General features: G+C 63.1%; 12 protein-coding genes. 3 read left to right on the top strand and 9 right to left on the bottom strand.

Annotation, left to right across the window (positions count from 1 at the left end; all coding sequences use genetic code 11):
• Positions 1–89: 89 nt before the first annotated feature.
• On the bottom strand, positions 90–638 hold the full coding sequence (ssb, locus tag EIC84_RS12845) for a single-stranded DNA-binding protein (protein WP_003064700.1): 549 nt from the start codon (positions 636–638) through the stop codon (positions 90–92).
• Positions 639–880: 242 nt separating this feature from the next.
• On the bottom strand, positions 881–2,053 hold the full coding sequence (locus tag EIC84_RS12840) for an MFS transporter (protein ID WP_034361954.1): 1,173 nt from the start codon (positions 2,051–2,053) through the stop codon (positions 881–883).
• A 226-nt stretch (positions 2,054–2,279) separates the two neighbouring features.
• On the opposite strand from EIC84_RS12840, the gene uvrA reads away from it, so the two are divergent.
• Both uvrA and EIC84_RS12830 read left to right on the top strand, forming a co-directional pair.
• Positions 2,280–5,348 carry an excinuclease ABC subunit UvrA gene (gene uvrA / locus EIC84_RS12835; RefSeq protein ID WP_003064708.1) on the top strand — a complete coding sequence of 1,023 codons (3,069 nt, stop codon included), beginning with the start codon at positions 2,280–2,282 and terminating at the stop codon, positions 5,346–5,348.
• Positions 5,349–5,402: 54 nt separating this feature from the next.
• Positions 5,403–6,575, top strand: a complete 1,173-nt coding sequence (locus EIC84_RS12830) for an FAD-binding oxidoreductase (RefSeq protein WP_003064711.1) — start codon at positions 5,403–5,405, stop codon at positions 6,573–6,575.
• A gap of 200 nt (positions 6,576–6,775) precedes the next feature.
• On the opposite strand, the gene EIC84_RS12825 is transcribed toward EIC84_RS12830, so the two are convergent.
• The 3 genes from EIC84_RS12825 to pyrF all read right to left on the bottom strand — a co-directional run bounded on the left by EIC84_RS12825 (position 6,776) and on the right by pyrF (position 9,720).
• Positions 6,776–7,759: a tripartite tricarboxylate transporter substrate binding protein gene (locus EIC84_RS12825; RefSeq protein WP_003064714.1), complete on the bottom strand. Its 984-nt coding sequence runs from the start codon at positions 7,757–7,759 to the stop codon at positions 6,776–6,778.
• A gap of 205 nt (positions 7,760–7,964) precedes the next feature.
• Complete coding sequence (locus EIC84_RS12820) at positions 7,965–8,873, bottom strand: LysR family transcriptional regulator (RefSeq protein WP_003064716.1); 909 nt, start codon at positions 8,871–8,873, stop codon at positions 7,965–7,967.
• A gap of 19 nt (positions 8,874–8,892) precedes the next feature.
• Positions 8,893–9,720: an orotidine-5'-phosphate decarboxylase gene (pyrF, locus tag EIC84_RS12815; RefSeq protein WP_003064718.1), complete on the bottom strand. Its 828-nt coding sequence runs from the start codon at positions 9,718–9,720 to the stop codon at positions 8,893–8,895.
• A gap of 208 nt (positions 9,721–9,928) precedes the next feature.
• Here pyrF and EIC84_RS12810 point away from each other — a divergent pair, with 208 nt between their 5' ends.
• On the top strand, positions 9,929–10,813 hold the full coding sequence (locus EIC84_RS12810; RefSeq protein WP_003064721.1) for a DMT family transporter: 885 nt from the start codon (positions 9,929–9,931) through the stop codon (positions 10,811–10,813).
• Here the strand turns inward: EIC84_RS12810 and EIC84_RS12805 are convergent.
• From EIC84_RS12805 to EIC84_RS12790, 4 genes are all read right to left on the bottom strand, one after another.
• On the bottom strand, positions 10,810–11,379 hold the full coding sequence (locus EIC84_RS12805; RefSeq protein WP_003064723.1) for a dihydrofolate reductase family protein: 570 nt from the start codon (positions 11,377–11,379) through the stop codon (positions 10,810–10,812). The genes EIC84_RS12810 and EIC84_RS12805 overlap by 4 nt on opposite strands.
• Before the next feature lie 116 nt (positions 11,380–11,495).
• Positions 11,496–11,930 carry a PaaI family thioesterase gene (locus EIC84_RS12800; RefSeq protein ID WP_003064725.1) on the bottom strand — a complete coding sequence of 145 codons (435 nt, stop codon included), beginning with the start codon at positions 11,928–11,930 and terminating at the stop codon, positions 11,496–11,498.
• A complete protein-coding gene (locus EIC84_RS12795) occupies positions 11,927–12,364 on the bottom strand; it encodes a MerR family transcriptional regulator (protein WP_003064727.1) in 438 nt (145 codons plus the stop codon). Before EIC84_RS12795 ends, EIC84_RS12800 begins: the two co-directional genes overlap by 4 nt.
• 141 nt (positions 12,365–12,505) lie before the next feature.
• Positions 12,506–13,198, bottom strand: coding sequence for a TerC family protein (locus tag EIC84_RS12790; RefSeq protein ID WP_003064737.1), 693 nt, complete (start codon positions 13,196–13,198; stop codon positions 12,506–12,508).
• Positions 13,199–13,289 lie beyond the last annotated feature (91 nt).

The raw sequence follows: 13,289 nt of genomic DNA, 5'->3' as shown, positions 1-13,289 counted from the left end.
ATCGGCCTTCGAAAAAAATGTTAACAAAGAAAAAGGCCCGTAGATTCGTCATCTCGGGCCTCTTGTTTACAAATCAGGAAAGGTAGGCTCTAAAACGGGATGTCGTCATCCATGTCGTCAAACCCCGAAGCTGCGCGCTGGGGAGGAGGAGCCATGGGTGCAGGAGCAGGACGCTGCTGCATGGGTGCCGGTGCGGGGCGCTGCTGCATGGGAGCGGGAGCCTGACGGCGGGGTGCTTCGTAGCTGCTTTCGCCATAGCCATCATCGCTGCCGTAGCCGCCTTGCTGCTGACCACCGCCCTGGCGGCTGCCCAGCATCTGCATGGCGTCGGCACGGATTTCGGTGGCGTAGCGTTCTTGGCCGGAGGCCTGGTCGGTCCACTTGCGGGTGCGCAGGCTGCCTTCCACATAGACCTGGCTGCCTTTGCGCAGGTACTGGCCCACGATTTCGGCCAGTTTGCCGTTGAAGACCACGCGGTGCCATTCGGTGGCTTCGCGGTTTTCTCCGGTGTTCTTGTCGCGCCAGCGGTCTGTTGTGGCGATGGTCACATTGGCCACCTGATCGCCGCTGGGGAAGGTGCGCATTTCGGGGTCACGGCCCAGATTGCCGACGATGATGACTTTGTTGACGGATGCCATAGAGATACCTTTTCAAAAAGTGGCCCGGGCAATTACGAAAGGTCCCGAACCAATGAACCTCGTATTTTGCCCCAAGCAAGCCATGACGAGCGCGGGATTGCCCTATATCCCATCGCGGCGATACATGGTGCCCCAGCAGGAAGGGGCCACTACGCGCGAGCAGCCGATCCCCCTCCGCGTAGCAGAGAGGGGGAAGGCGGGGCCGCCTAGGCGCACAGCGCCTCAGGCGGTGTTGCTGTAAGTCAGTGACGTCCCACCGGGCGCAGCGGCCAGGTCACGAGCAGCCACAGGGCAACGAGCACAGCCGTCATGATGAACAAGCCCGGCACGCCAGCAAATTTGGCGACTGCACCACCGACAGCACCACCGGCAAACAGGCCCAGCGACTGCAGCGTGTTGTAGGCACCCAATGCCGCACCCCGCAGCGGCGCCGGAGCCATGCGCGAGACCAGGCTGGGCTGGGTGGCTTCAAGCGCATTGAAGCCGCAGAAAAACAGAAACATCAGCAGCGCCATGCACCAGACCGTCGGAATGGTGCCGCTGGCGGCCAGCATGCCCAGACCGATCTGCACGACCAGTACCAGACCAATGGCTCCCAGCAAGGCCTTGCGCAGCTTGCCCTTGCGCTCCATGGAAAACAGCAGACCCATGGCCAGAAAGGACAGCAGCACGGCCGGCAGATAGATATGCCAGTGCTGCTCCTTGGCCAGACCGGCCTGTACCAGCATGGCCGGCACGGCCACCCACATGGACATCTGCACGGTATGCAAAATGAAGACGCCAAAATTCAGGCGCAGCAGATCGGACTGGCCCAGCAACTCGCTGAACCGGCCCTTGGGCGCATCGGCATGCTGTCTGGGCTCGGGCGGTACCACCCACAGCACCACGGCAATACCGGCCAACGCCAGCGCGCAGGTCAGGCCGAAGATGCCGGACAGGCCGATCCAGGCATTGAGCAGCGGCGCCAGTACCAGCGCCAGTGCAAACATCAGGCCGATGCTGCCGCCGACCATGGCCATGGCCTTGGTACGCACGCCATCGCGCGTCAGATCGGCCAGCAGGGCCGTGACGGCGGCAGACACGGCGCCTGCGCCCTGAATGGCACGCCCCGCCATCAGGCCGGTCAGCGAGTCGGCCATGGCCGCAATCAGGCTGCCCGCCGCAAACACCAGCAGGCCGGCGACGATGACCGGCTTGCGGCCGATACGGTCGGAGGCCAGGCCGATGGGCAACTGGAACAGGGCCTGGGTCAGGCCATACAGGCCCATGGCCAGGCCGATCATGGCAGGGTCGTCACCGCCAGGGTATTTGCGTGCCTCCAGCATGAAGACGGGCAGCACCAGGAACAGGCCCAGCATGCGCAGCGCAAAGATCAGCGCCAGGGCGCCGCTGGAGCGGCGTTCCTGGGAGGTCATGGTGGAAGAGGATTTGTCCGTGCCCTGCGTGCCCGCGCTGGGGGAGGTATTGATTTTTTTCACGCTCAGATTTTGCCAAGAGTCAAAGTCTTATGCCCAGGTTAACTAAATCACTGCCGGGCAAAAGAGAGGAAATAAAACCGTAGATTGTCCGTGAACCTGAATCATCTAGTCACGCTCATTCCCGTCTGACTATCATGGAGAGTTTTCCCCGTCTGGAGCGCCCGTGTCCCTGAAGCCTGATTCGCCCTCTGAAGTCCATGATGACAGCCTTTATCTGGGCCGTTCTCTGGCGCAGACACGCATCGCCATTCGCGGCGCACGCACGCACAACCTCAAGAACATCGACCTGGACATTCCTCGCAACCAGCTGGTTGTGATCACCGGCCTGTCGGGCTCGGGCAAGTCCAGCCTGGCCTTCGATACCTTGTACGCCGAAGGCCAGCGCCGCTATGTCGAGAGCCTCTCGGCCTATGCACGCCAGTTTCTGGGCCGCCTGGACAAACCGGATGTCGATCTGATCGAGGGCCTCTCGCCCGCCATTTCCATCGAGCAGAAGGCCACCAGCCACAACCCGCGCTCCACCGTGGGCACGGTGACCGAGATCAACGACTATCTGCGCCTGCTCTACGCCCGTGCCGGCACACCGTTCTGTCCCGACCACAATCTGCCGCTGCAGGCCCAGACCATCAGCCAGATGGTGGACAGCGTGCTGCAGCTGCCCGAAGACACCAAGCTGATGATCCTCGGCCCCCTGGCGCGCGAGAAAAAGGGCGAGTTCGCCGAGCTTTTCGTGCAGCTGCAGGCCCAGGGCTATGTGCGCTTTCGTGTCGACGGGCAGATCTACGATGCCCAGTCCCTGCCCAAGCTGGAGAAGAACGAGCGCCACAACATCGATGTGGTGATAGACCGCGTCAAGGTGCGCGAAGACATCAAGCAGCGCCTGGCCGAGAGCTTTGAGGCGGCCTTGCGCGCCGGCGGTGCCGATGCCGGCGGCCGCGTCATCGCGCTGGAGATGGACGGCGGCAAGGAGCACCTGTTCAGCGCCAAGTTCGCTTGCCCGCTCTGCGACTACTCCCTGCCCGAGCTGGAGCCGCGCCTGTTTTCCTTCAACTCCCCCATGGGAGCCTGCCAGGCATGCGACGGCCTGGGCAACAGCGAAGCCTTCGACCCCGACCGCGTCGTGCCCTTCCCGTCGCTGAGTCTGGCCAGCGGCGCCATCAAGGGCTGGGACAAGCGCAACAACTACTACTTCTCCATGCTGGAGAGCGTGGCCAAGCACTATGGCGTGAGCACCGAGACGGCGTTCGAGGAGCTGCCCGAGAAGGTGCGCGACGTGATTCTCTTTGGCTCGGGCGACGAGTCCATGGAGTTCAACTATGTTTTCGAGAGCGGCGAACGCAAGGGCGAAGCCTTTATCAAGTCGCACCCGTTCGAAGGCATCATCCCCAATATTCAGCGCCGCTTTCGCGAGACCGAATCCCAGGTGGTTCGCGACGACCTGGCCAAGCTGCGCAGCGTTCGCAAATGCCCCGAATGCGAAGGCACGCGCCTGCGCCGCGAAGCGCGCTTTGTGCGCGTGGGCGATGGCGAGCAGGCCCGCTCCATCTATGAAGTCAGTCATGCGACGCTGGCCGATGCGCTGGGCTGGTTCAAGCAGCTGAGCATGGCCGGGGCCAAGGCCGAGATTGCGGACAAGATCGTGCGCGAGATCGCCTCGCGCCTGCTCTTCCTCAACGATGTGGGCCTCTCGTACCTGAGCCTGGATCGCAGCGCCGACACGCTCTCGGGCGGCGAGGCCCAGCGCATTCGCCTGGCGTCCCAGATCGGCTCGGGCCTGACGGGCGTGATGTATGTGCTGGACGAGCCCTCCATCGGCCTGCACCAGCGCGACAACGACAAGTTGATTGCCACGCTGGAGCACCTGCGCGATATCGGCAACAGTGTGATCGTGGTCGAGCATGACGAAGACATGATGCGGGCGGCCGACCAGATCATCGACATGGGCCCGGGCGCCGGCGTGCATGGCGGCCGCATCATGGCCCAGGGCAGCTATGAAGACATCAAGGCCAGCCCCGATTCGCCCACGGGCCGCTATCTGAGCGGCGTACAAAGCATTCCCGTGCCCAGGCAGCGCACCGCCTGGCTGCCCGTGCTGCGCAAGGACAGTGAAGCCGAAACCAGCCAAAGCACATCGCGCTTTCCGGTCACGGCCGCCAAAAAGCGGGAATCTGCGAGCAAGGCGCGCACCGACCTTCAGGCGCTGACCGTGCAAGGCGCGCGCGGCAACAACCTCAGGAACGTGACGGTGGACTTCCCCGTCGGATTGTTCACCTGCGTGACCGGTGTCTCGGGCTCGGGCAAATCCACCCTGGTCAACGACACGCTGTATGCCGAAGTGGCACGCCAGGTACACCGTGCAGGCACCGAGCCGGCTGCGCATGACGATATCGCGGGCATCGACTATTTCGACAAGGTCATCAACGTCGACCAGTCGCCCATCGGCCGCACGCCGCGCAGCAACCCCGCAACCTATACCGGCCTGTTCACGCCCATCCGCGAGCTGATGGCCGAAACCAATACCGCCAAGGAACGCGGCTACGGCCCCGGGCGCTTCTCGTTCAATGTCTCAGGCGGCCGCTGCGAAGCCTGCCAGGGCGACGGCGTGGTCAAGGTGGAGATGCATTTTCTGCCCGATGTCTACGTGCCCTGCGACCTCTGCCACGGCCAGCGCTACAACCGCGAAACACTGGAAGTGCAGTGGAAGGGCCGGAACATCTCGCAGATTCTGGAGATGACGGTCGAAGACGCTCATGCCTTCTTCAAGGATGTGCCCAGCATTGCGCGCAAGCTGCAGACCCTGCTGGACGTGGGTCTGTCCTATATCCGCCTGGGCCAGAGCGCGACCACGCTGTCGGGTGGCGAGGCCCAGCGCGTCAAGCTCGCACAAGAGCTGTCCAAGCGCGACACCGGCCGCACGCTCTACATCCTCGACGAGCCCACCACGGGGCTGCACTTTGCCGACATCGCCCTGCTTCTGAAAGTGCTGCACCAGCTGCGCGATGCGGGCAACACCATCGTCGTGATCGAGCACAACCTCGACGTCATCAAGACCGCAGACTGGCTGATCGACATGGGCCCCGAGGGTGGCTCGGGCGGCGGCCAGGTCGTGGCTCAGGGCACGCCAGAGGAAGTCGCGGCCAACCCGGCCAGCGTGACGGGCCGCTACCTCAAGCCCTATCTGGACAAGGCTCCTGCCAAATCCAGAGCCAAGTCGGCCACAAGCCAGGATTGACCAAACACAGCCAGCCATGCAGGGCCATGGCCGGCGACACCGAGGAGAGAAGCAATGCAGAAAGATGTCTGGGATTTCGTCATCGTGGGCGCGGGCATGGCCGGTGCATCCGCAGCCTGGCAGCTGGCGCAGTCGGGTGGCGATACTCCGCCTTCCGTGCTGGTGCTGGAGCGCGAATCCCAGCCCGGCTATCACACCACCGGCCGCTCGGCCGCGCTGTTTGAAGAGCATTACGGGCCCGCCCAGGTGCAGGCCCTGACCCGCACCAGCCGCGCCTTCTACGATGCGCCACCGGCCGGTTTTGCCGAAGCTCCCATCCTCACGCCGCGCGGCGTGCTCTATGTGGGCACGGCCGAGCAAAAGGATCTGGTCGACGCCGCCTATGCCGAAGCCACCATCCACTCCCCCGAGGCCCGGCGCCTGAGCGCCGAGCAACTCAAGACCCTGGTTCCTGTGCTCGACACCGAGGTCTTGGTGGACGGCTTTCTGGACACCGGCGCACGCGACATCGATGTGCACGGCCTGCACCAGGGCTATATCCGCGGCCTGCGCCAGCGCGGCGGCGATCTGTGGTGCAACGCCGAGGTCCAGGCCATCACCCGGGTCAACGACTTCTGGCACATTGCCCTGCCCCAGGGCCGCAGCCTTCGTGCCAAGGTCATCGTCAACGCCGCCGGGGCCTGGGTGGATGTCGTGGCCGCCATGGTGGGCGCGGCGCCCATCGGCATCACGCCCAAGCGCCGCAGCGCCTTCACCTTCCCGGCCCCCGAAGGCATGGATGCCACGCACTGGCCCGCCATCATCAGCGCCGATGAAAACTGGTACATCAAGCCCGACGCCGGCCAGCTGCTGGGCTCACCCGCCAATGCAGACCCCGTGGCACCGCACGATGTGGTGCCCGAAGAGCTGGACATTGCGACCGGCATCTATCACATAGAGGAAGCCACCACGCTGCAAATCCGCCGCCCCTCGCATACCTGGGCCGGCCTGCGCAGCTTTGTCGCTGATGGCGAGCTGGTAATAGGCTGGGATGCCTCGCCCACGCCTGTGCCGGGCTTTTTCTGGGTTGCCGCCCAGGGCGGCTATGGCATCCAGAGCGCCGCCGGCTACAGCCTGCTGGCGCGCAATCTGCTGCTCGGGGAAACGCTGGATGCGGCGCTGGCCGCGCAGAAGGTGAATGTGGGGGCAGTGTCGCCTGCGCGTTGTCAGCTGGCGACTCAGAATTGAGAGCTGGTTGCGCTTTGTGGGTCTGCGCTTGATGCCGATTTGATTCGATTATTACGGCTTGCTTGATTGGCACTCAGAGGGCGGGGCTCGGCCCGCCCTCTGCCCTCAAATCAGCCAAGAAACAAAAACGGCTTGCGCCCCAAAAGACACAAGCCGTTCAGAACCTCAGGCAGTCTCAGACCACCCAGGCGGTGCCACTATCAGTTCTCGATCTTGGCGAACTGAACAATCTTCGAGTACTTGGCAATCTCGGTGTTGATGTACTTGCCGGCATCCACCTTGGGATCGGCCACCACGTTGCCGGTCTCTTCCATCTTCTTGCGGAACTCGGGCGAAGCCATGGTTTCTTCCAGCGCCTTCTTCAGCTTGGCGGCGATGGGAGCGGGCAGGCCCTTGGGGGCCATCAGCGCAAACCAGCTGTTGATGTCCACGTTCTTGAACTGGGGCAGCTCGGACAGGGCAGGAATATCGGGGGTGATGGCCGAGCGCTTGGCTTCGGTCGTACCCAGGGCCACGACCTTGCCGGCCTTGATATGGGGCAGGCCCGAGGACAGCACGAACACGCCGAACTCGATGTTGTTGCCCACCAGGTCGGTGGTCAGCGGTGCCACGCCCTTGTAAGGCACATGGGTCATCTGCAGCTTGCCCTGCTCCTTGACCAGCTCGCCGGCCAGGTGCAGCGCCGTGCCCACGCCGGAGCTGCCGTAGCTGAACTTGTCGGGGTTCTTGGACACCAGGCTCACGAACTCGGCCGCGTTCTTCACGCCGGCCTTGTGCGATGCGACCAGCACCATGGGTTGGGAACCCACCAGACCGATGGGAGTGAAGTCGCCAATGTTGTACTTCACGGCCTTGTTGATGAGCCTGGCGATGGCCAGCTCATTGTTGGCGCCCACCATGATGGTGTAACCGTCGGCTGGGGCCTTGGCCACCTTCTGCGCACCGATGGCGCCACCGGCACCGCCCAGGTTTTCCACCACCACGGGCTGGCCCAGCTGCTTGGCCAGGCCATCGGCCACCAGACGACCGACCAGGTCGGTGCTGCCACCGGCCGGATAGCCCACGACCATGGTGATGGCCTTGCTGGGATAGTTGTCGGCGGCGATGGCAGGCACTGCCACGGCAGCGCCCAGCAGCAGGCCCGCAGCGATGGCGGTACGGCGGAGGATGTTTGTGTTCTGCATGAAACTATTCCGAATCTGTATGAGGCAATTGTCCGAATACGGAGAAAACCTTTTAGTGCCGATCTGGCACATTTCCGTGCCATTTCAGCACATCAACGCGTTTTTGAGCAAATAGAGAGGGAGCAATGCTGCAAGGAGCCCGATACCCGCTGTTGTTTTTCCAGCTTCAGGTCTGGCCGCAGGCAAAAAAGGAGTGACTGCTTATTTACTGGCCAGTGATATCGGTCCAGAACTGCTCCGCAGCGGTGCTCAAGCGGCGTTTGGGCCGATAAAGCCGCACATCGAAATGCACGTCCAGGCTGCCGTCCCCGGCCAGCGCCAGACGACCGTCCTGGCAGTCGCGCTGCACCATGGACCAGGGCATCCAGGCCACGCCCAGACCCTTTAGCACGTACTCGTAATTGGCATCCGCAGAATCGCATTCGATGCAGCGGCGCAGACGTGGCCACAGCGGATGGCTGGCCAGATGATCTTCGGCCAGCCGCCCCAGAGCCATGCTGTGCGAGAAGGCCAGATAGGGCACGGGGCTGGCACCGGGCAACAGGGCCTGCGCCAGTGCAAACAAGGGCTTGCCTTCGGCATCGGCCCGCGCAACGGGCACCAGCTTGTCGCTCATCACCGTCAGATAGTTGAACTGACGGCCATCCAGTCGCACGGCAATGGCCGCATGGTGATAGAGCAGGGCAAAGCTGACTTCGCCGCGCTGCAGCATGTGCACGGTTTCGTCGAGTGTGCGGGTAACGATGCGCATCTCCGCCGTCTGCAGCACGCTGCCGTAGCGCGCCAGCCAGTCAGCCACGATGGTACGCGCCAGGGTACGCCCCGTGGCCAGCGTGATCACATGGGCCTGCCGACCGGCCACGGCCTGCAGCTCGTCATGCGACTGGGCCAGGGTGCGCACCATCTGCTCGGCGGTGTCGCGAAAGGCTTCACCGGCCGGGGTGAGGCGAACCGGCCCGCCGCCCGCTTCGATCAGCGGCGTTCCAGCCCATGCCTCCAGCGCACGAATGCGCCGGCCAAACGCAGGATGGGTGACATGGCGCAGCTCTGCCGCACGGGTGAAGCTGCGCTCCTGAGCCAGAAGCAGAAAGTCTTCCAGCCATTTGCTTTGCATGGCCAGAGCCTACCCTGCCTCAGCTCTGGGCTGCAGCCTGCAGCGTGGCGCGCGTGGCGATAGCGGCTTCGCGTGCAGCCTTGGCAAAGTCATCGCCCTGCCCTGCGTACAGAATGGCGCGCGAGGAGTTGATGATGATGGGTCCGCCGCCGATGCGAGCCGCCTTGACGGTTGCAACGGCATCGCCACCCTGTGCGCCCACGCCGGGAATCAGCAGCGGCAAGGTGGGAGCCACGGCACGCACGCGCTCGATCTCGTTGGGACGGGTTGCACCCACCACCAGGCCCAGTTGGCCGTTGGTGTTCCAGGGGCCTTGGGCCAGCTTGGCCACATGCTCGAACATATGGGGGTTGCCAGGCACATCGGCCAGGACCTGGGCCTGCAGATCGTCACCGCCGGGGTTGGAGGTGCGGCACAGCAAAAAAGCCCCTTTGCCTTCGTACTTGAGATAGGGCGTGATGGAGTCGAAACCCATGAAGGGAGAGAGCGTCACGGCATCGGCGCCATAGCGCTCGAAGGCTTCCTTGGCGTATTGCTCGGCGGTGGAGCCGATATCGCCGCGCTTGGCATCCAGAATCACGGGCACATGGGGTGCCACTCGGCGCATGTGCTCCATCAGCTTTTCGAGCTGGTCTTCGGCACGGTGGGCGGCAAAGTAGGCGATCTGGGGCTTGAAGCTGTTGACCAGATCATGGGTGGCATCGACGATGGCTGCACAGAAGTCGTAGATCTTGGACGCATCGCCCTTCATGGCACCGGGAAAGCGGCTGGGTTCAGGGTCCAGACCCACGCACAGCATGGAGTCATTGCGCGTGGACGCGTCGCGCAGCATGTCGATAAAAGTCATAAAGCATGATTTTAATTGCTCGACCCTTCCAAGCCCCGCTACAGGTCTTGCGCCAAGCCGCAAAGCAGACGCACACATCAACTCAGTGACACCGAGGAAGCGCCGCCGCGCACCGACGGTGTCGTACTCCTCCCGCGAAGCGAGTGAGGGGGAAGGTGCGAAGCGCCACAGGGGGAGAAAGTCATTCCGGGGGAGATAATCCACACCCATGCCTTCGTTCACGCCCAAACAGCTCATTCTTCTCGTCCTGCTCACCATCGTCTGGGGCCTGAACTGGCCGGTAATGAAGCTCGGCGTACAGCATTTCCCGCCGCTGAGTTTTCGCATGGTCAGCATGTGGATAGGCCTGCCGATTCTGGCCCTGTTTGTGACCAGCCAGCGCTTGCCGCTGACCATACCGCGCAGCTACTGGGGCCAGCTGGCCAAGCTCACGCTGTTCAATATGGTGCTCTGGCACTGCCTGATCATCATTGCCATCCCCACGCTGTCCAGCGGGCGCGCGGCGATTCTGGGCTACACAATGCCCATCTTCTCGGCCGTATTCGGCAGCCTGTTCTTCAAGGACCGGCTGGGCGCACGCGCCTGGGCCGGCGTGGGAGCGGCCTTTGCCGGCGTGCTGCTGCTGCTATGGCATGAGGTTGGCGCTCTGGGCAGCAAGCCCCTGGGCGTGATGCTGATGCTGATCGCCGCCGCCGGCTGGGCCTGGGGCACGCAGCTGCTGCGCCGCACCGAGGCGCCGGTGCCGCTGATGACGCTGTCGCTTTGGATGGTGGCCATCACCACCGTGGTGCTGACCGTGCTGGCCTTTGTTTTCGAGCGCCAACAATGGCATATGCCCGACCAGAGCGCTCTGGCTGCCATCGCTTTCAATGGTGTGCTGGTGCTGGGCTTCGCCCAGGCCGTATGGTTCTATCTGGCCCGCAGCCTGCCGCCCGTGGCCTCCACGCTGAGCGTGATGATGATTCCGGTGCTGGGCGTGTTCGTGGGCGCCTGGTGGCTGGGCGAGGTCTTGCACTGGCAGGACTGGACTGCTGTCTGCCTGATGGTGGTGGCGATTGCTTCGGTGCTCTGGCCTGCCAGAAGCAGCCGTTAATTCGCGGGCGGCTGCGTCTTGCACACGGTGTAGCGCAGCTCGGCCATTCCCGGGCCCATCTGCTGCACGGACTGCAGCTGCAGCACGGGACTCAGCAAGCGGCGCGGCAACAAAGGCTTGCCACGGCCCAGAGTGGCCGAGCCAATCTGCACGATGACTTCATCGAGCAGGCCCGCGTCATGGAACTGTCCCGCCAGATCTCCGCCACCCACGATCCAGATGTTCTTGTCGCCGGCTGCAGCCCTCATGCTTGCCAGCACGGGCCGCACATCGCCGCTGACAAAGCGTACATCGGCTCCCTCTATCAACGGCAGCTGACGGCTGGAGAAAACCCAGGCAGGCTGTGCATAAGGCCAGGCCGCGCCGCTCTCCTTCTTCACCGCGTCGGCGTTGCGGACCATCCACTCATAGGTGGACGAGCCCATGGCCAGCGCACCGACCTGGGCAATAAAGCCCGGATAGCTGGACTGCGTCAGGCTGCCCAGGGGAAACAGCCAGTCCAGAGAGTCGTCTTCGGTGGCAAGAAAGCCGTCCAGGCTGGAAGCGGTGTAGTACTGGGTCTTCATGATGGGCTGTAGTTTGCCTTGAAGGCGCTGACCCGGCCGGTTACAGGCCCGCTATCGAGAAAAATCAACCTCGATAGCATCTAGCGTTCAGGCGCTACAGCACCCCAAAAGGCCTCTTACTGTGCAGGCGCCAGATTCCGCGCCGTGGCCAGCATGGTGGCGCACAGCAGCTCCTGGCCTTCGCGGCAGGAAAACACATCCGCCCGGGCCACTGTCAGCAGCTTGCTGGCCTGGATGACGCGGCCACGGGCCAGCAATGTCTCGCCATCGGCAGGAGCCAGGTATTTGATGCTGCAGTCCACGGTGGCATTGAGCCAGCCCGGCGGCAGCAGCGTCCCTGCCGCCGATACGGCGGCAAAGTCTGCGATGGCAAAGACCGGCGTTGCCTGCAACTGGCCGGGCCTGAAACTCAGACTGTCCTGATAGGGCAGGCAGAGATCGACCTCGCCGGGCTCTATGCGCTCAAAGCGCAGTTGCAGCATCTGCGCCACTGGCATGGACAGCACCAGCGCCCTGATGTCTCGGGCAAAGTGTTCGTTCTGCGGTGTCATGACTTGCTCCCCCTCCTGCCGGATGGACCGGCATCATTGCCGCCCCGCGCAAAGACGCGAGGAAATCCCGGTTTCGAGGCTGGCCGCTGCTCGCGCAGACGAAACCATTCCACATGGGAAACCAGGTGCTGACGCAGAGCGTTGCGCTTGGCGATTTCGGCATCGATCTCGGCAATGCGCTCCTCAAGCCTGCAGACGATCTGGCTGGCCGTCAGGGACTTGCAGCGGTAGGCCGGCAATACCTCGGCAATCTGCGCAAGAGAGAAGCCACATTGCCGCGACATGGCGATGAATCGCAGCTCGCGGATCACGCTGTCATCGAACTCGCGATAGCCGGAAGGACGCCGACTGGCGGCAATCAGGCCCAGACTCTCATAGTGGCGAATGGCGTGTACGGACACACCCGACAGGCTGGCAAGTTCCGATATCTGCATGGCGACAAGGCTAACAAGCCTGGGGTTACACGAAGGTTGGTGTCCACCAGATGTTCACACAGTTTGTCATCCGCACTGCGGCCATAAAAAAACGCACTGTGAATCCACAGTGCGTTTTTTGGGGAAAGACTTCCGGGGCGATCAGGCCACAGCGACTTCCTTCTTTGCAGAGCGTGCCTGCATGAACTTGCCCAGTCCGACCACCAGCACGGCACCCGCTGCAGCAGCGACATAGTGCAGCCAGGGGTGAGCCATAGTGTAGCCATGCAGCAGATTGTCGTTGACGATGGTCTCGCCGCCCACCCAGCCGATCAGCGCCGCGCCCAGCGTGACGATGACGGGGAAGCGCTCCATGAGCTTGATCATCAGCGTGGAGCCGAAAATCACCAGGGGAATGGAAATGGCAAGGCCCAGGATCAGCAGCACCATATTGCCCTGGGCGGTCGCAGCCACGGCAATCACGTTGTCCAGGCTCATCACCAGGTCGGCAATCAGGATGGTGCGGATGGCAGTCATCATGGAGCCATGGCCCTTGGATTCGCCCTCGCCGTCTTCGTCGCCGGTCAGCAACTGATAGCCGATCCACAGCAGCAGGCAACCGCCCACAACCTGCAGGAAGGAGAGTTCCAGCAGCTTGGCAGCCACCACGGTCAGCACGATACGCAGCACCACGGCGGCGCCGGAGCCGAACATGATGGCCTTCTTTTGCTGTTCAGGGGGAAGAGAGCGCGCGGCCAGTGCGATGACCACGGCGTTGTCGCCGGAGAGAATGATGTTGATCCAGATGATCTTCACCAGGCCGATCCAGAAATCGGCGCTATTGAGCATTTCCATGTTGACTCCACTGTTTTGAATATGAAAGCGCCGCATTGCGCGGCGCTTTCTTTTAAGAGTGGAGGCAGTGTAGGGCGCTAAGCCCATCTTG

Source organism: Comamonas sp. A23, from assembly GCF_004522605.1.
GTDB lineage: Bacteria > Pseudomonadota > Gammaproteobacteria > Burkholderiales > Burkholderiaceae_C > Comamonas > Comamonas thiooxydans.
The sequence above is the reverse complement of the archived record's forward strand: the minus strand, read 5'-3'. Positions and strand labels throughout refer to the sequence as shown.